This window comes from Paenibacillus sp. 05T425, assembly GCF_056396205.1.
In genome coordinates this window covers 269,741-285,647 of record NZ_JBFTLA010000003.1, presented here as the reverse complement: position 1 = coordinate 285,647, position 15,907 = coordinate 269,741, and the positions used below count along the sequence as shown (strand labels likewise).

Here is a 15,907-nt window from a genome sequence, read left to right as displayed (position 1 = left end):
GAGGATGTAACGACCTAGCCTTTAATCGATCCGATCAATACTCCCTTGGCAAAATGCTTTTGCAAAAACGGGTATACGAGCAGAATAGGGACGGTTCCGACGACGATGACCGCCATCTTGATCGATTGGTCCGGCGGCTTGACGAAGTTAGGGTCCATCGCGTTGATATCGCCTGCCGCAGCCTGCGACAGCAGCACGATTTGGCGAAGAAGCACCTGCAGCGGCCATTTCATCGGATCGTTGATATAAAGTAATGCCGCGAAAAAATCGTTCCAATGCCCTACCGCATAAAACAGCGTAAACGTCGCGAGCACCGGCTTGGACAGCGGGAGAACGATTCGCCACAGAAGTCCTAGCTCCGTGCAGCCGTCGATCTTGGCCGCTTCCTCAAGGCCCGGCGGCAGCTCTTGAAAAAAGTTTTTGACGATGATCAAGTTAAACGCGCTGATCGCGCCCGGCAGAATTAGCGCCCAATACGAATCGATCAATTGAAGCTCGCGGATGACGAGGTAGGTCGGAATCATGCCCCCACCGAACAGCATCGAGAAGACAACCAAATTCAGCACCGTATTTCGCCCCATCAGGCTGCGCCGCGCTAACGGATAAGCCATCGTAACGGTAAAAAACAGATTAACGACCGTACCGATAACGGTGACGTACATGGAGACGCCGATGCTCTTCATTATCGTGTTGGTCGAGAAAATAAAGTTGTAAGCTGCGACGGAAAACGTTTCCGGTATGAGAAATACGGCTCTCTTCGTCAGCTCCGCATCGGTTGCGAACGAACCCGAAATGACGTAGATGAACGGAAGGATCGCCGCGATGGCAAATACGCCAAGGAAAACATAATTGAACACGTCGAATGCGGTGCCGGCTGCGGATCGGTACGTTTTGGCCACGGTCAAGCTCCTTTCCTGTTGCTCTTTATTTCTTAATAAAGACCCGATTGTCCGAATCTCTTCGCCAAATAGTTGCTGCCAAGCACGAGTATGACGCCGACGATTGCTTTGAACAGTCCTACTGCCGTGCTGTAGCTGAATGCGCCCTGCGTAATGCCCATCGTGTACACGTAGGTATCGAACACCTCGGCCGCCTCCCGATTAAGCGGATTAAGCAGCAAGTATATTTGCTCGAAGCCATTCTCCAGCACGTTGCCCATCCGCAGGATGAGCAGGATCACAATCGTGCTTCTAATCGACGGGAGCGTAATATGCCATATTTGCTTCCAGCGATTGGCGCCGTCCATGATCGCGGCTTCGTATTGCTCCACATCGACCGCCGCCAGCGCCGCCAGGAAAATGATCGTCCCCCAGCCGCATTCCTTCCAAATCGTTTGCAAAATAATAATCGGACGGAACCAGTCCGGACTGGCGAGAAACTCGATTTTTCGTCCCGTATAAGAGAAGAGCAGCTCATTGACCGGCCCCCCCTGCGTCGTCAGGAACACGTAAGTCATGCTAGCCACGATGACCATTGATATAAAATGCGGCACATAGATTAACGTCTGCACCGTCCGTTTGAACAGCGCGATCCGCACCTCGTTCAGCAGAATAGCCAGGATGATCGGCGCCGGAAAGAAAAAGAGAAGGTTGTACAACGATAAAACGAGCGTATTTCGCAATAACATGAAAAACTCGGGATTAGAGAAAAACAGCTCGAAATGCATCGTGCCGACCCATTCGCTTTTCCAGAAGCCGGTATAGGGCTGATAGTTTTTGAAGGCGAGCAGCACGCCCCACATCGGAACGTATTTGAAAATGAGAAAATACAGCAATCCCGGCAGCAGCAGAATATAGAGCCACTTGTCTTTCTTGAATCGGCGCAGCATGCTCGGCCGGTATACGGGAGATGGCCGCTCTAGTACGGGTGCGGCAGACTGCTTCATATTCGTTCACCTCCAGTTGTCATCCATCGCTTCGTCAGCGGTGTAGCCCCATTATGCAAGCCGGTTTTCATTTCCGGCAATTAGACATTCTTGAAGCTGTCGCTTTCTGCCTCATATTCCGCCTTTACCAAGAAAGTCCAAACGCGGCAAAAGTATCGTAACCGCAGTTCGAAGCAAAACAATAAAGTCCAATTGTAAGCCTTTAGTTGATTCGTTAAAGTTAATCTGACTATTTAAGGAGGGATGGCGTGAATTATGAATCGAAAGCTGTATTACGGGGCTGCTTGGTACCCTGAGCTATGGGAGGAGGAATCGATTGCGCAAGATATCGCTTGGATGAAGGAGTGTGGCATTAACGTCGTACGAATCGGGGAATTTGCATGGAGCAAGATGGAACCCTCGGAAGATGCTATAGACGTAACCTTCTTTGCTCAAATCATCGAGAGGCTGCATAACAACGGGATAGACACCGTTATGTGTACGCCGACGGCAACGCCTCCGATCTGGCTGTCCCACGGCCACCCGGAGCGCTTGCATGTGAATGAGCGCGGCGAAGTGATGGGGCATGGCTCTAGGCAGCATTTTTGCACGAATAACCGCTATTTCCGGACGCGAAGCGCCTTGATTACCAAGCATATCGCACAATCGTTAAGCCGTTTGCCCGGTTTAATCGGCTGGCAGCTCGACAACGAGTTTAAAGCACATGTAGCGGAATGTTACTGTGATGGCTGCCTATCATTATGGCATCAATGGCTGGAAGAACGGTATGGACATATCGGGCGATTGAATGAAGCTTGGGGGACGGAGATTTGGAGCCAGCGCTACGAATCCTTTAACCAAGTACCGCAGCCGGCACTTACACCTTTCCTGCATAACGCATCGCTCAAGACGATGTACCAGCTGTTTTCTATGGAGAAAATCGCGGAATTCGCATCTGAGCAAGCTGTTATTATTAGAAGCTTCTCTACCGCTCCAATAACGCACAATAGCAGCATCGCTTTTCACATCGACAACGAAAAGCTGTTCAGTGGGCTCGACTTTGCCGCTTACGATACGTATGCTTCCGCCAGCAACTATGCGGCTTACCTAATCAATTGCGACTTGTGGAGAACGGTAAAGCGAGGAACCCCGTTCTGGATTATGGAGACGAGCCCTTCCTATAGCGGCTCGCTGGAGAGCAGCTCCGTTCCGCATCCGGACGGGTATGTCAGAGCGGAGGCCGTTGCTGCTTATGCTTTGGGTGCGGGAGGATTCTGCTATTGGCACTGGCGGCAGCACCGGGCAGGCTGCGAGCAGCCGCATGGCTCCGTATTAAGCGCATGGGGGAAACCGACGATCGGCTTTAAAAACGTGGTGGAGGCTTCGTTAGCCAAAGAGGAGCTTCAGCCGCTGCTGCTCGCAACTGTTCCAATGCAAGCTGAAGCAGCCATTACCTATTCGGACACGGCGAAAGCTTTCATACGTACGGAGCCGATGCGCAAGCTGAATTACAGGGGTTTGGTTACCGATTATTATTCACGCTTGCTTGAGATGGGTGTTCATCGCGATCTTATTATGGAAGGTGCGGAGCTAGACGGTTACAAGCTGTTGCTTACGCCATTCCTGCCATCCCTATCGCCAGTTTTCCTTGAGCGTGCACTTGCGTTCGTTAAGAACGGCGGCATATGGATTGCCGGACCACTTACTGGCGGGCGGTCAGAGGAGCATACGATTCATACGGATGCAGCGCTTGGGCAGTTGGAGAAGCTCGCAGGCGTGGAGACCGTATACACCTTTCCAATGGACGGGACGGGGACGATCGGACAGGCGTTCGGTCTCTCTGCTTCGCTCGGCATGTGGAGCGCTGTCTTCGAACCTCGTGAGCCAAACGCGAAATCGATAGGAAAGATACGGCATGGCGCTGCGACGGGGCTTTCGTTCATTACCGAAAGGGCAATCGGTGAAGGCAAGCTTGTGCTGCTCGGCTCCATGCCTGCGGGAGAAGACGGGGATGACATGCTGAAGAGGCTAATAAACAACTATGCTTGCGAGGCAGGCCTTACGCTCAGGACGGATGTGACGCCCGGCACTGTCGTTGCGCCAAGGCAAGGCAACGGTTATCGCCTGTGGGTTATCGTCAATATGAATGGTGCCGGCGGCTCGGTTACGCTTCCGCAAGGCGGCATCGATGCTTTGACGCAAACGGGTGTAGCTGCCGGCCCTTTAACCGTCGGCAGCTACGAATATCGTATCATACGTTTTCAAGAGCGTTAATGACAATCCCAGCTACTAGCTTCTCTTTGTCATGGTCGGCTTCTCAAGCGCATACAGCTCGTCCTCGAGGGTCTGCATCTTCTCGAGTACGGCCTTGCGAGCGTCGTTAATTGCTCCGTTATAGACGTAAGGAGCCAGCTCCTTCAGCATCATATCCAGCAGCTGTTCGGCGGCGATCGCACCGATCGTCTCCGAACGCTCCAGCTCAAAAAATTGCTGGATGTTGCCGATCATTTGTTCCATGTGCTCTCTTGGCAGCTTTATGATTTGCATGTATTCATCCCTCCAACTGTCCGTTTAATACCGTAACCGCTTGACCCGACAAATAAACACGGTCGCCGCTCGGCTTCACTCGCACGATACCGCCTCGTTCCGACGCCTGATAGCCCGCCAGCTCGTCTTTCTTAAGACGCTTCGCCCAGTAAGGAGCCAGCGCGCAATGCGCCGATCCGGTTACCGGATCTTCGTTAACCCCGATCGCCGGATAGAAGGCTCGCGACACGAAGTCATAATCCTTGCCGGTATCCGCATCAGACCGGCTTGTCACAATGACGCCTCGTGCTTGCAATCTCGCTATCATCGCAAAATCCGGTTTCAATGTCCGCACGGTTTCCTCGGAATCCACCTCTATGAAATAATCCATGCGGTTTCGTCCAGCGAACCTCGGGATAAGACCAAGCGCCTGAATCAGCTCCTCCGGCACTTCCTCCGCCGCCGGAGGCTCTGACGGAAAGTCCATCGCGATCCATTCTCCTTCGCGTCTGGCTGTCAATAAACCGCTTTTCGTCTGAAAGCGCGCCTCTGCATCTCCAGCGAGCCGTCCCGTCTGCCAAAGCTGATGCGCTGCGGCAAGCGTAGCGTGACCGCATAGGTCAACTTCCGCTTTCGGCGTGAACCAGCGCAGCCCATAATCGCTTTGCCCAGCAGTCGGAGCGACTGCAAACGCTGTCTCCGATAAGTTCATCTCGGCTGCCACGAGCTGCATCCAGCTCTCATCTCTTTCTTGATCCAGCAAGCACACCGCTGCCGGATTTCCTCTGAACGGTTCATTCGTAAATGCGTCAACAATATACAGCTCTATTCCTTCACTCATTTATGCTCTCCTTCCTTGCCGCCATCAGGCAACAAAAAAAGCTTGCCACTTTGCGCCGCAAGCCCCATTTATTATAGTTATGTTAGCCTTTAAGCGGGATAAGCAGCTCAACAGGCTCTTCCTCTACATGATGTTCATCGATATAGAACAGCTCAAGCGCCACTGCATGGTTATGTTTCTCTAAGCGCATCTCGTTCATCCACGTATTAAGCTGCTCATACCCTTCCCCGATTCGTTTGTTGGAGCAGCCTGCCATTGCATATCGCATAGCCGGAATCGTGATCTGGACCATACCAGGCGGGAGCTCTTCCATATGCGAAACCTCGTAGCATGCCCAATACGTTACGAATACTTCGTTACCGTAATACGGGCTGTAGAGCACCGGCGACTTGGACGCGCCGTACAATTCATGTTTCCTTGCTAGAAATTCCGTCTGCAAGCGAATCGCTTCGTCGGGAAATTGCGAGTAAGGACCGCTATAGCTGATTCCAACCAAATTGAGTGCAGGCTTCGAGATGATTGAGCAGTTTTCCACGCGATTTCCTCCTTAGATTCCATCAGGACTTGTACGCAAGGATGAGCTTTCTCTGCCCATAGTGTAACACGTATTCCCTTTATAAGGGTAGTCATTTTAACTTTTCGCACCACGCGATCTCAGCCTGCGAAGTATCATTGCAAAAACGGCCGTTATTGCTATATACACGGCAACCACGATTAAGAACGTCGTTCGCCTCTCCTCGGGCGTACCGTCGGCCAGCAATACCGGACCTAACCCAAAAAAAGTAACTAGCCCGTATAGCACGACAAACAACGCAATAATTATCGCTTTTAGCATCATCATCCCGCCTTCCTCTACTAGAGATTATCCCTACGCCTCACAATCTATGCGGACAAGTCCAAAAACAAAGAGAACACCCGGCCGCAATGGCCTGATGCTCTCTTATCTTGCATGTATTTAGAAGTTGAATACGAAGTCGTCGTCGTTAAGCGGCTCGACATGGATCGTACGAACATAGCCGTTGCCTTTTTTGGAGAAAAAGTCATGCTGCTTCGTATGCGTGCTAATTCCGTTGAACACGATCGGGTTGACCGGCTCTTCTGGGAAATATGGCTCAAAGCCCAGGTTCATAAGCGCTTTGTTGGCATTGTAGCGAACGTAGGTATTCACTTCGTCCTGCAGCCCAAGCGGACTGTACAGATGATTCGTGTATTCGACCTCGTTCTCATACAGCTCAACTAGAAGCGCAATTAGTTCAGTGTGCAATTGCTTCTGCTCTTCTACGCTGAACGTTTGGTACAGCTCTTGTGCAAGTACGCCTACGTACAAGCCGTGGATACTCTCGTCGCGGAGGATCAAGTCGATGATCTCGCCACTGCTCGTCATTTTGCCTTGACCAGCGAGGTACAACGGATAGAAGAAGCCGCTATAGAACAAGTAGCTTTCCAAAAATACAGATGCGGCCATTGCTTTGTATAACTCTTTTGGGCCTGTAATGTTGGAGTACCACGAAGCGATCAGATTCGCTTTTTTCTGAAGCTGTTCATTCGATTCCACCCACTTGAAGATCCCGTCGATCTCCTCGTTGGATGCCAGCGTCGTGAAGATGCTGCTGTATGACTTTGCATGGATTTGCTCCATCATCGACATGAACGACAGCACCGCTTTGCGCTGCAATCCTTCCACATGCTCAAGAATCTTCGGCATGCCTACGCCGCCTTGAATCGTATCGAGCAACGTCAGACCGCCGAGCACGTTTTTATACAGCATGCGCTCGTCGTCCGTCATGTCCATCCAGTCCATTTTATCATCCGATAACGGAATTTCTTCGTCCGTCCAAAATTGCATTACATTTTGCTGCCAGAACGTCAGCGTAAAATCGTCGTCCGGGCGGTTCCAGTTTACTGCTTTCATTAGGTGAGCTCCTTCTTTGCTACGTAAGCAACGATATAATGGGTCTTATACGGCGCAGCTTGTGCATTCCTCAACGGAAAGACGCTTCGTTCTCGTATAGTAGAGCGATTTGAGCCCCTTCTGCGCAGCATATACATAGAAGCGCGCCAGCTCACGAGTAGTTACGTTGCTGTTAACATGCAGGACAGTCGAAATACCTTGGTCGACGTGTTGTCCGATTTCGGCAATCAGGTCAATCAGCTTGAACTGATCGATATTGTAAGCCGATTTGTAGTAGAAGTAGTTCTCCTGCGCCAAATAAGGCATTGGATAATACGTAGTCGAGTTCGCATACGTACGCGTCTCGATATGCTCAACGATCGGCATAACGCTCGAAGTCGCGTTTTGAATATACGAGATACTTTGTGTAGGAGCAATTGCAAGGCGGTAAGCATGGAACAAACCAAACTTCTGTACTTGCTCCTTAAGCGCTGCCCAGTCTTGCGGCGACGGGATTTCCATACCATCGAACAGTTCCGCTACACGCGCTGTCTTCGGACGGAAGTCGTTCTCGATATAACGCGTGAAGTAAGTGCCCTTCGCATATTCCGAACGTTCGAAGTCTTTGAAAGTCGTGCTGCGTTCCTTCGCGATCAGCATGCTTTGCTCGATCGAGTAGTAGTTCATCATCATGAAGAACACGCCGGCGAAGTCTTTCGCTTCTTCGCTCTCGTAAGCAATTTTGTTTTTCGCCAAGTAGCCGTTCAGGTTCATCGCTCCGAGACCGACGGAGTGCAGCTCTTCGTTCGCTTTGCGTACGCCTGGCGCATTGTCGATTTTGGACAAGTCGCTAACCGTCGTCAACGCTTCGATGCCCACATGAACCGATTCCTTCAGCTTCTTGCGTTCCATTACGTTCACAATATTGAGAGATGCCAGATTGCAGCTAATGTCGCGCTGAATGACATCGTCATAGCCGTAGTCGTTGATTTCCGAAGTCTCCTGCAGCTGGAAAATTTCCGTGCAAAGATTGGACATTTTGATCGAACCGATATCCTTCAAAGCGTGGATTTTGTTCGCGTTCGACTTGTTCATGATGTATGGGTAACCCGATTCAAGCTGAATCGAAGCAATTTTCGTCAACATGTCGCGTGCGTTCATTACGGTTTTTTTCGTTACTTTGTCATTCGCAAGAAGCTCTTCATACATCTCGTCCATATCGAGATCGTCCAAGTGCTTGCCGTACGCTTTCTGTACGGAATGCGGTCCGAATACGACTAGCGGTCTGTTGGTAGCTGCAAGCTCGTAGAACTTGTTCGGTATAATAAGGCCGATCGACAACGTTTTGATCCTTGTTTTCTCGTCGGCGTTAATTTTTTTGCAATCGAGGAATTCGATAACGTCCCAGCCGAAAATATTATAGTAACCGGCGCCGGAGCCTTTGCGTTGGCCCATTTGGTCCGCGTAAGAGAAAGCATCCTCCATCAGCTTAAGCACAGGCATAATGCCTTTCGCTGCGCCCTCTACGCCTTTGATCGGTTCGCCGCGTCCGCGCAGCTTCGATAGGTTGACGGCAACGCCGCCGCCGATTTTGGAGAGCTGCATACAAGTGCCAAGCACGTAGTTGATCGAGTTAAGCGAGTCGTCCATTTCCAGCAGGAAGCAGGAAACCATTTCGCCGCGGCGGCTCTTGCCCGCGTTCAGGAACGTCGGCGTTGCCGGCTGCAAGCGCTGCTCGATCATCGCTTCAGCGATGCGAAGCGCTCGGGCTGCGTCGCCTTCTCCAAGGTGCAGAGCTACGATCGCTACACGATCGGAGTATTGCTCCAAATATTGCGCTTTGTTGTTCGTCTTCATCGCGTAGTCCTTGTAGAACTTCGATGCTGCCATGTACGATTGGAATTCGAAGCCGCTGCTTGCTGTCAGCGTAAATACGGCCTCCACCTGATCGTATGTATATTTGTCGAACACATTGTCGTAATAGTCGTTCTCGATTAAATAGTCCAGCTTATGACGAAGCGAATCAAACTTCACGCTCTTCTCTTCTACCTCCGCCATAAAAGCGGCTACTGCCTCTTTATCCTTCTCGAGCTGATAGAAACCGTCTGCGCCGCGTTGCATCAATTCGTTGTTCAATTCAATATGCTTCAATAGTTCGCACCCTTTCGACAAAATGCTCAGTATCTTGACTCGTACCGGATAATTCAAATTTCAATATAACGGGTACATCGTACATCTGTGAAATCGTGTCCGCGCTCTTAGCGAAGCCCGCACCCCAATTTCGATTGCCGCTCGCCGAGACACCGCGAAGGTGCTCGAAGTTGCGTTTTAAGAAAGAAGATACCTTCTCGGGCACTTGTCCAAATCCTGTCGTATACGTGACGAGAACAAAGGGCTCTTCTACCGGTTTTTCCTCATCAATTGGCATTGCCCGCATATTCAATTTGTTAATAAATCGCTTGACATTGCCTGTTTTTGAATCATATACGACTAGCATTGCGACTCGCTCCCTACTAGAATTTTAGCAATCAAAAAGCGCTCTCTGACTGCGGTTTCGTCAGATGCGCTTAATCAAGATTTGCTAATGCTCGTCCTTTGAAGGCACCTATATACATCAATATGTAGTTGATGTTCTTGATTTTACATCAAGATATAGGTTGAGTCAATGCAAAATATGGAGAAACTATTAATCTCTATTTTTAAGGCACTCGACTATTTTAACAGATGCGGATATGATGGGATAGTGACATTTTATAGTTATTTTGGAGGTCAATATGGACGAATCAAGAGAACCCGCGCCACTACGCGATTGTGTGTCTGCATTATTCCGGGATGCCGGTTACGAGGTGCCTGAATTGCTCGCTTATATAGACAATTTGGAACGCGAAAATGAAAAATTAAAGCTCGAAAATCGCAAATTGAAAGCTGACGCCGTCCGCCGCTCGCCATCGGCGCAAGGAATGAACAGCCGGCTAAAGGATGCTCTTCGGGAGTAAATAACGTCGTCCAAGAGGTATGAATCGTTCAATATGTAGTGCTCCTATATCCTTCTCGTTCCACGGACAGCATTCGACAAGAAACTACGACCCTCACCCTAGATGTTGTGTTGCCCCTATGAGAATCATCGCAAACTAAAATCCCGGCCGCATGACCGGGATTCCCATTATAATCTTTCCAACTTGTGTTTCAGTAAGCTCTCTTGTACTGTTCGGGCAATTCCGGTTTATGGCCGACAGCCTGAATCGCATGAGTCGCCCAATACGGGTCCCTTAGCATGCCCCTTGCTACCGCGATCAGATCGGCGTCTCCGCTTTCGATCGCGGCATCCGCAACAATCGGGTCTTCGAGTTGGCCGACAGCAATGACGGGCACGGAGAGCGCCTCTCTGTACGCTTTGGCGAGAGGCAGTTGATAACCTGGGAAGTTACCAGGCTTCCTCTCGCCGATCGGCCCGTCGCCTCCCGATGAGACATGAAATACATCTACGCCGGCGGACATATAATCTTTGGCAATCGCAATGCTGTGATCCAGTTCGTATCCCCCATCCATGTACTCGACAGCGGAGATCCGCATGATGAGCGGCATATCGGAAGGCATTACGCTCTTGACCGCGCGAATGACCTCGACGCCGAATAGGGACAACTGCTTGCCATATTCATCGGTGCGATTGTTGATGCCCGGCGAATGAAATTGATGGATCAGGTAACCGTGCGCCCCGTGCAGCTCGATCGTATCGACACCCGCAGCTATCGCCCGGCGAACCGCCTCGCGGAACTTCACGACCATTTCCTTCACTTCGCCTGTGGTCAATGCACGCGGCTTCTTCGATTTCGAATCGTACGGCAGTTCGGATGGACCGACTGGCACTTCTGCATCAAGCGCCTTGCGCCCTGCATGAGCAATTTGGATGCCGATCTTGCTGCCATGGCTATGAACGCCATCGATGATTCGTTTGAATGCCGGTATTTGCTCATCCGACCATAAGCCAAGATCTTGATCCGTAATCCGGCCATCCGGCTCGACATCGGTCATCTCCATAAGGATCAAGCCCGTACCGCCGACTGCCCGCGATAAGTAATGAACATAATGCCAGTCATTCGGCTTGCCATCCTTCTCCGTAACGGAATATTGGCACATCGGCGCCATAACGATCGAATTGTTAAGCTGCAAGCCTTTGATCGAGAAAGGAACATTTAAGTAAGACATGAGTTACATCTCCTTTTTCAAAAAAGGGATCGCCCCATGATGTCGCCGTGACGACACATCGTTGCAATCCCTCTGTACTATTCAAGTTTTATGATTTCACTGCCGCGAAGAAGAGCCGTTCAGACTCGCTGCTCGCAGGCTGAAGCTGGAAGTCGGCGTAACGATCCACGGTCTTAAAGCCCGCTCGGCGAAGAGCAGCCTCGATCCAGTCCGGCTCGTACGCGCGCTGCACATGCGTTTCCTCGAACCGATTGAACCGCGAATCCGAATCGCGCGCGAAGATCGTCAAGTTATGCTCGATCTCGCATCGCTTCTCCTCGAAGTCGCATGTCCATATGTAAGCCACGTCCCGCTCGTCCAATACGAACGGCTGCTCCTCCGCATAACGAATGAATTGCTTCGGCGGATGAACATCGAACAAGAAGACGCCTCCTGGACGCAGCCCGGCGTAAGTGGCACGGAACGCTTTCTCAACGTCGCTCTCTTCCGTCATGTAGTTCAAGCAATCGCAGAACGATATGACCGCGTCCACGGGCTCCGGAAGCTCCCAGGCGCGCATATCCTGTTGAAGCCACCTAATCGTTCCCGCACGCGGCCTAACGGCCTGCTGGGGAGTCTCATCCCACTTGCTGCGCGCAACAGAGAGCATATCTGCGGATAAGTCTATGCCGTAGACGTGGAACCCCGATCTAGCAAGCGGAATCGATAAGCTGCCAGTTCCGCAGCCAAGATCGACAACCGTCGACGGCATTCCGTAGCGCACCCAGCTCGCTCTAGCGAATCCGAGCCATTCCGCATACGGCATGTCCTCCATCAATTGATCGTATACGGTAGCGAACTGCCCGTACGAACGCGCCACTAGCCTTCATCTCCTTCTGCTTCATCGGAAGCAGGTGCAGCTTCAGCTGTTGGCACGAGATAGGTCCAGCTTCCCTTCTGCGTTACTAAGCCTTCACGCATTAGCTTGCCGATCGCGCGCTTGAACGCCCCTTTGCTGATGCCGAACTTCAGCTTAATAATATCGGCTTCCGTCTCATCCGAGTACGGCATGCCGCCGTTCGGACGTTCCTTCATGAACGCAAGTATGCGGTCCGCATCCTCTAGACGCCCAATCTCCTTGCGCTGAGCCATTGACAGATTCACCCGTCCATCCTCGCGGATGAAGGTCACGCGCGCTCTCACGCGCTCGCCAAGGCGAAGCGGCTTCGTCCGCTCCGAACTAGGTATAAGTCCATAGGCGCCGAAACCAATGACGCCGCCGTCCACGATGACGAAGGAGCCAAGCTGCAGCGTCTTGGACACCCAGCCCTCTACCCATTGATTATTCCATGTCGTCGGAGCCGGAAATACAAGCTTGGACAATTCTTCCTCGTACGCGATCTTCGCAACGAGTCTTCCGATCTTATCATGCTTCATAACGACAAATACTTCATCGCCCGGCAGCGGCCGGTAATCAATGCTTTCCGGCAGCTCGGACAATGGCAACAGCAATTGCCTGCCAAGGCCCATCTCCAGGAAGCAGCCCAGCTTCGGATGTACATCGGCGACCTTTAGACGAGCCAGCTCGCCCAACAACATGTAGGGGCGCTTCATCGTTGCGGCCAGCCGATCCTCGGAATCATAATAGATGAAAGCATCGATCTCATCGTCAAGCTTCGGCTTCTTGCCTACGAGCTCGGTGTAATGGAGCAGCACATCGTCTTCTCCGTTAGTTAGAAAATAACCGTAGGGCGACACTTCGCGTGCCACCCTTAATTTTTCAATCGTCCCGGCTGTTAGGGTCATGCAAATTCCACAACCTTCGCATCGGACCATAACCGCTCGATATTATAGTAATCGCGCTCATCGCGATGGAAGACGTGTACGACAACGTCGCCAAGGTCAATCAAAACCCATCTCGCCGAATCTGCACCTTCAATACCACGCACACGTACGCCGTTTTTCTCGGCTTGTTTGCGAATTTCCGTTGTGATCGCTTGCACCTGCGTATCGGAATTGCCGCTGCATATTACAAAATAATCGGCAACTAACGAAATTTCCTTCAAGTTCAAAGCAACGATTCTAACCGCCTTTTTGTCTTCTGCAGCCGCAACCGTAATTTGAAGCAACTCATCTGAATGTACCGCCATTGCTCAGCCTCCTTTAAATATATGATTCCAATAATGCGTTTCTCGCTTCAATCGTTAGCGGAAAGATGCGCCTATTCTTCTGAAGCAGGAAGGAGATCGTTGAGTCGAAGCCTGCAACTAACGCTTTGTCGAGGTCCTGCTCGCTTATCTCGCGTATTTTATCCACGCCCGGGAAGTCCCTTCCCGGTTCCATATAATCAGCAAGACATACGACCTTATCCATCAACGTCATGCCTCTGCGTCCCGATGTATGATAGCGAATAGCGTCCAACACTTCCACATCGTCGATGCCATATTCATGCTCTGCAACCCATGCGCCCACCGGGGCATGCCACAGCTCTTTGTCATAGGCCAATAAAATAGAAGGCAGCCCCCGCTCACGGATGACCGTCTCCATCCGATCCGTCGCCCAATATTTGGCGACATCATGCAAAATAGCGGCAAGCTCGGCTCGTACCGGATCTTCGCCGAAGCGGTTCGCCAATATAATGGATGTCTCCATGACGCCGACGGTATGCAGCCATCTGCGTTCAGGCATTTGAGCGCGGACCGACTCAATCATTTGTTCACGATTCATATAAGCCGTGCCTCCTTATATAGTCGTACACCGTATCCGGCACCATATATTGGATCGATTGTCCAGCGCTTAGCCGATTGCGGATATCTGTAGAAGATATACCGATCGGCGGCATTTCGACGATCGTCAGCCTTTGCTTCAAGAAGGACGGCAGTTGATCGAACTGAACCTCTTCGCTCGGCCGCTCCAGCCCAATGAACGTCACGAGCTCTGCCAGCTCCTCGATCCGATACCATTTGCACAAATCATTAATTCGATCCGAGCCGATAATATAAGAGAAGGAATGACCGGGATATCGACTCATTAAATCGCTGACCGTATCGATGGAGTAGCTTACTCCTCCGCGCTTAAGCTCAATATCGAGCACGCGGAATGAATCATTCGTCGCAACTGCGGCTTCGACCATCCCGTAGCGATGCTCGCTGCTCACACCGGGCTCATTGGCCTTGAGCGGAGGCATATAGGAAGGAATGAACCACACTTCCTGAAGGCCGCATTGCTCGCGAGCCTTCTCCGCAGCAAGCAAGTGGCCGGTATGAATCGGATCGAACGTGCCGCCCATTATTCCGATCTTGCTCACGAGAGCGACCTCCTTGCATAGGTTTACTTTGTATCGCGCTTATGCGATTTATTTCGAAGTCGCTCTAGGAAGCTCGATTTGTTTGTTGTCCTTCGACTCTTTGTATAGAACGATCGTTTTGCCGATCACTTGCACAAGCTCTGCCCCCGACGCTTGCGCGATCTCGGCGCCGATTTCCTTCGGATCGTCCAGACAGTTGTTCAATACAGATACTTTAATTAGTTCGCGAAACTCAATCGCTTCTACAATATGGCGAACGAGATGATCGTTTGTACCGCCCTTCCCCACTTGGAAGATTGGCGTCAAGTGATGAGCCAATGATCTTAAATACCTTTTTTGTTTACCTGTAAGCATCTATTATTTCCTTCTTTCATTCATCTATATCGTATTGGATAAAACTAACTTAGGCTTGACCGAGCAGCGCATCCATAACAACTTCGCGCATTGCAGCGGTCGGTGCAGGCTTTCCTGTCCAATATTCAAAAGCGTACGCTCCTTGATATATGAACATGCCCAGCCCGCCGTGTATGATACAGCCCCGCTCCTCTGCTTCTTGCAACAGCTTTGTCTTCAGCGGATTGTATACAATATCGCTTACAACCGTACCTTCCTTAAGCCATGAAGCATCAAGCGGGCTTGCGTCCGTGTTCGGATACATACCGATCATCGTCGTATTAATGACAATGTCCGCATCCTGGCACGCATCCTTCAAGCTTTCCAGCGGCATGGCTGCAATATCGGCGCGGCTGCTGAACGTTTCGGCGAGTTCGGCTGCCTTAGAGACCGATCGATTGACAATCGTCATTCGTCCTGGCTTCTCGCCGGACAACGCATAGACGAGACCGCGCGAGGCTCCGCCTGCGCCAATCACGACGATTCGTTTGCCTTCAAGCGTGCTGACCGCTTCTTCCTTCAATGAACGTACATAACCAATCCCGTCCGTATTATAACCAATCAATCGGCCGTTATTATTAACGATCGTGTTAACGGCGCCAAGCGTTCTTGCGCCGTCGTCAATCTCGTCCAATAATTCCATTACGTCAAGCTTATGCGGAATCGTCACATTCACCCCGCGAATGCCCATCGCTTTTACGCCGGCGATAAAACCGCTCAACTGATCATTCGTTACATGAAAAGCCATATAAGCGCCGTTGATCCCCGTCTCGCGAAAAGCCCGATTCATCATAATCGGCGATTTCGAGTGATGAATCGGATCACCAATTACGCCGTATAGCGTCGTATGGCTGTTTATCCGGTTGCCCTCTCCTGCAATCGTCAACGCCGTTCCCTCCT

The 15,907-nt window shown here is 51.1% G+C and carries 19 protein-coding genes; 2 read left to right on the top strand and 17 right to left on the bottom strand.

Going from position 1 to position 15,907, the window contains the following annotated elements:
• Positions 1 to 14: 14 nt before the first annotated feature.
• Both AC1DF0_RS08010 and AC1DF0_RS08005 read right to left on the bottom strand, forming a co-directional pair.
• Positions 15 to 899, bottom strand: a complete 885-nt coding sequence (locus tag AC1DF0_RS08010; RefSeq protein WP_477573599.1) for a carbohydrate ABC transporter permease — start codon at positions 897 to 899, stop codon at positions 15 to 17.
• Positions 900 to 931: 32 nt separating this feature from the next.
• Positions 932 to 1,885 carry an ABC transporter permease gene (locus AC1DF0_RS08005; protein ID WP_477573598.1) on the bottom strand — a complete coding sequence of 318 codons (954 nt, stop codon included), beginning with the start codon at positions 1,883 to 1,885 and terminating at the stop codon, positions 932 to 934.
• A 255-nt stretch (positions 1,886 to 2,140) separates the two neighbouring features.
• On the opposite strand from AC1DF0_RS08005, the gene AC1DF0_RS08000 reads away from it, so the two are divergent.
• Complete coding sequence (locus AC1DF0_RS08000) at positions 2,141 to 4,138, top strand: beta-galactosidase (protein ID WP_477573597.1); 1,998 nt, start codon at positions 2,141 to 2,143, stop codon at positions 4,136 to 4,138.
• A gap of 15 nt (positions 4,139 to 4,153) precedes the next feature.
• On the opposite strand, the gene AC1DF0_RS07995 is transcribed toward AC1DF0_RS08000, so the two are convergent.
• The 7 genes from AC1DF0_RS07995 to nrdI all read right to left on the bottom strand — a co-directional run bounded on the left by AC1DF0_RS07995 (position 4,154) and on the right by nrdI (position 9,619).
• Complete coding sequence (locus tag AC1DF0_RS07995; protein ID WP_442049212.1) at positions 4,154 to 4,411, bottom strand: DUF2164 domain-containing protein; 258 nt, start codon at positions 4,409 to 4,411, stop codon at positions 4,154 to 4,156.
• Between the two features lie 4 nt (positions 4,412 to 4,415).
• Positions 4,416 to 5,231: a PhzF family phenazine biosynthesis protein gene (locus AC1DF0_RS07990; RefSeq protein ID WP_477573596.1), complete on the bottom strand. Its 816-nt coding sequence runs from the start codon at positions 5,229 to 5,231 to the stop codon at positions 4,416 to 4,418.
• A gap of 82 nt (positions 5,232 to 5,313) precedes the next feature.
• On the bottom strand, positions 5,314 to 5,766 hold the full coding sequence (locus tag AC1DF0_RS07985) for a GyrI-like domain-containing protein (RefSeq protein ID WP_442049214.1): 453 nt from the start codon (positions 5,764 to 5,766) through the stop codon (positions 5,314 to 5,316).
• 96 nt (positions 5,767 to 5,862) lie between these two features.
• A complete protein-coding gene (locus AC1DF0_RS07980) occupies positions 5,863 to 6,072 on the bottom strand; it encodes a DUF6954 family protein (protein ID WP_442049215.1) in 210 nt (69 codons plus the stop codon).
• A 114-nt stretch (positions 6,073 to 6,186) separates the two neighbouring features.
• Positions 6,187 to 7,143 (bottom strand): class 1b ribonucleoside-diphosphate reductase subunit beta, encoded by a 957-nt coding sequence (nrdF, locus tag AC1DF0_RS07975; RefSeq protein WP_442049216.1) that lies wholly within the window; start codon positions 7,141 to 7,143, stop codon positions 6,187 to 6,189.
• A 45-nt stretch (positions 7,144 to 7,188) separates the two neighbouring features.
• Complete coding sequence (gene nrdE, locus AC1DF0_RS07970) at positions 7,189 to 9,273, bottom strand: class 1b ribonucleoside-diphosphate reductase subunit alpha (RefSeq protein WP_477573595.1); 2,085 nt, start codon at positions 9,271 to 9,273, stop codon at positions 7,189 to 7,191.
• Positions 9,260 to 9,619: a class Ib ribonucleoside-diphosphate reductase assembly flavoprotein NrdI gene (gene nrdI, locus AC1DF0_RS07965; protein ID WP_442049217.1), complete on the bottom strand. Its 360-nt coding sequence runs from the start codon at positions 9,617 to 9,619 to the stop codon at positions 9,260 to 9,262. Before nrdI ends, nrdE begins: the two co-directional genes overlap by 14 nt.
• 277 nt (positions 9,620 to 9,896) lie before the next feature.
• Between nrdI and AC1DF0_RS07960 the strand changes: the two genes are divergently transcribed.
• Positions 9,897 to 10,118 carry a hypothetical protein gene (locus tag AC1DF0_RS07960; RefSeq protein ID WP_475820265.1) on the top strand — a complete coding sequence of 74 codons (222 nt, stop codon included), beginning with the start codon at positions 9,897 to 9,899 and terminating at the stop codon, positions 10,116 to 10,118.
• A gap of 190 nt (positions 10,119 to 10,308) precedes the next feature.
• Here AC1DF0_RS07960 and AC1DF0_RS07955 read toward each other — a convergent pair whose 3' ends face one another.
• From AC1DF0_RS07955 to AC1DF0_RS07920, 8 genes are all read right to left on the bottom strand, one after another.
• Positions 10,309 to 11,328, bottom strand: a complete 1,020-nt coding sequence (locus tag AC1DF0_RS07955) for an NADH:flavin oxidoreductase/NADH oxidase (protein ID WP_442049219.1) — start codon at positions 11,326 to 11,328, stop codon at positions 10,309 to 10,311.
• Between the two features lie 88 nt (positions 11,329 to 11,416).
• Complete coding sequence (locus AC1DF0_RS07950) at positions 11,417 to 12,142, bottom strand: class I SAM-dependent DNA methyltransferase (protein ID WP_477573721.1); 726 nt, start codon at positions 12,140 to 12,142, stop codon at positions 11,417 to 11,419.
• Positions 12,143 to 12,186: 44 nt separating this feature from the next.
• Positions 12,187 to 13,113 (bottom strand): CvfB family protein, encoded by a 927-nt coding sequence (locus AC1DF0_RS07945; RefSeq protein WP_337098482.1) that lies wholly within the window; start codon positions 13,111 to 13,113, stop codon positions 12,187 to 12,189.
• Positions 13,110 to 13,457 carry a ribosome silencing factor gene (rsfS, locus tag AC1DF0_RS07940; RefSeq protein ID WP_337098481.1) on the bottom strand — a complete coding sequence of 116 codons (348 nt, stop codon included), beginning with the start codon at positions 13,455 to 13,457 and terminating at the stop codon, positions 13,110 to 13,112. The genes AC1DF0_RS07945 and rsfS overlap by 4 nt, the downstream gene beginning before the upstream one ends.
• 13 nt (positions 13,458 to 13,470) lie before the next feature.
• Positions 13,471 to 14,034 carry a bis(5'-nucleosyl)-tetraphosphatase (symmetrical) YqeK gene (yqeK, locus tag AC1DF0_RS07935; RefSeq protein WP_477573594.1) on the bottom strand — a complete coding sequence of 188 codons (564 nt, stop codon included), beginning with the start codon at positions 14,032 to 14,034 and terminating at the stop codon, positions 13,471 to 13,473.
• Positions 14,024 to 14,614, bottom strand: coding sequence for a nicotinate-nucleotide adenylyltransferase (gene nadD / locus AC1DF0_RS07930; protein ID WP_477573593.1), 591 nt, complete (start codon positions 14,612 to 14,614; stop codon positions 14,024 to 14,026). Before nadD ends, yqeK begins: the two co-directional genes overlap by 11 nt.
• 48 nt (positions 14,615 to 14,662) lie before the next feature.
• Complete coding sequence (gene yhbY / locus AC1DF0_RS07925; RefSeq protein WP_442049223.1) at positions 14,663 to 14,968, bottom strand: ribosome assembly RNA-binding protein YhbY; 306 nt, start codon at positions 14,966 to 14,968, stop codon at positions 14,663 to 14,665.
• 49 nt (positions 14,969 to 15,017) lie between these two features.
• Positions 15,018 to 15,893 carry a shikimate dehydrogenase gene (locus AC1DF0_RS07920; protein ID WP_477573592.1) on the bottom strand — a complete coding sequence of 292 codons (876 nt, stop codon included), beginning with the start codon at positions 15,891 to 15,893 and terminating at the stop codon, positions 15,018 to 15,020.
• Between the last annotated feature and the right edge of the window lie 14 nt (positions 15,894 to 15,907).

Coding starts and splice junctions, on each gene's coding strand:
- yhbY (WP_442049223.1), bottom strand. CDS start 14,968: ATGCTTACAGGTAAACAAAAAAGGTATTTAAGATCATTGGCTCATCAC.
- AC1DF0_RS07945 (WP_337098482.1), bottom strand. CDS start 13,113: ATGACCCTAACAGCCGGGACGATTGAAAAATTAAGGGTGGCACGCGAA.
- nrdF (WP_442049216.1), bottom strand. CDS start 7,143: ATGAAAGCAGTAAACTGGAACCGCCCGGACGACGATTTTACGCTGACG.
- AC1DF0_RS07960 (WP_475820265.1), top strand. CDS start 9,897: ATGGACGAATCAAGAGAACCCGCGCCACTACGCGATTGTGTGTCTGCA.
- AC1DF0_RS08005 (WP_477573598.1), bottom strand. CDS start 1,885: ATGAAGCAGTCTGCCGCACCCGTACTAGAGCGGCCATCTCCCGTATAC.
- AC1DF0_RS07995 (WP_442049212.1), bottom strand. CDS start 4,411: ATGCAAATCATAAAGCTGCCAAGAGAGCACATGGAACAAATGATCGGC.
- AC1DF0_RS07980 (WP_442049215.1), bottom strand. CDS start 6,072: ATGATGATGCTAAAAGCGATAATTATTGCGTTGTTTGTCGTGCTATAC.
- rsfS (WP_337098481.1), bottom strand. CDS start 13,457: ATGGCGGTACATTCAGATGAGTTGCTTCAAATTACGGTTGCGGCTGCA.
- AC1DF0_RS07955 (WP_442049219.1), bottom strand. CDS start 11,328: ATGTCTTACTTAAATGTTCCTTTCTCGATCAAAGGCTTGCAGCTTAAC.
- AC1DF0_RS07990 (WP_477573596.1), bottom strand. CDS start 5,231: ATGAGTGAAGGAATAGAGCTGTATATTGTTGACGCATTTACGAATGAA.
- nrdI (WP_442049217.1), bottom strand. CDS start 9,619: ATGCTAGTCGTATATGATTCAAAAACAGGCAATGTCAAGCGATTTATT.
- AC1DF0_RS08000 (WP_477573597.1), top strand. CDS start 2,141: ATGAATCGAAAGCTGTATTACGGGGCTGCTTGGTACCCTGAGCTATGG.
- AC1DF0_RS07950 (WP_477573721.1), bottom strand. CDS start 12,142: ATGGAGGACATGCCGTATGCGGAATGGCTCGGATTCGCTAGAGCGAGC.
- yqeK (WP_477573594.1), bottom strand. CDS start 14,034: ATGAATCGTGAACAAATGATTGAGTCGGTCCGCGCTCAAATGCCTGAA.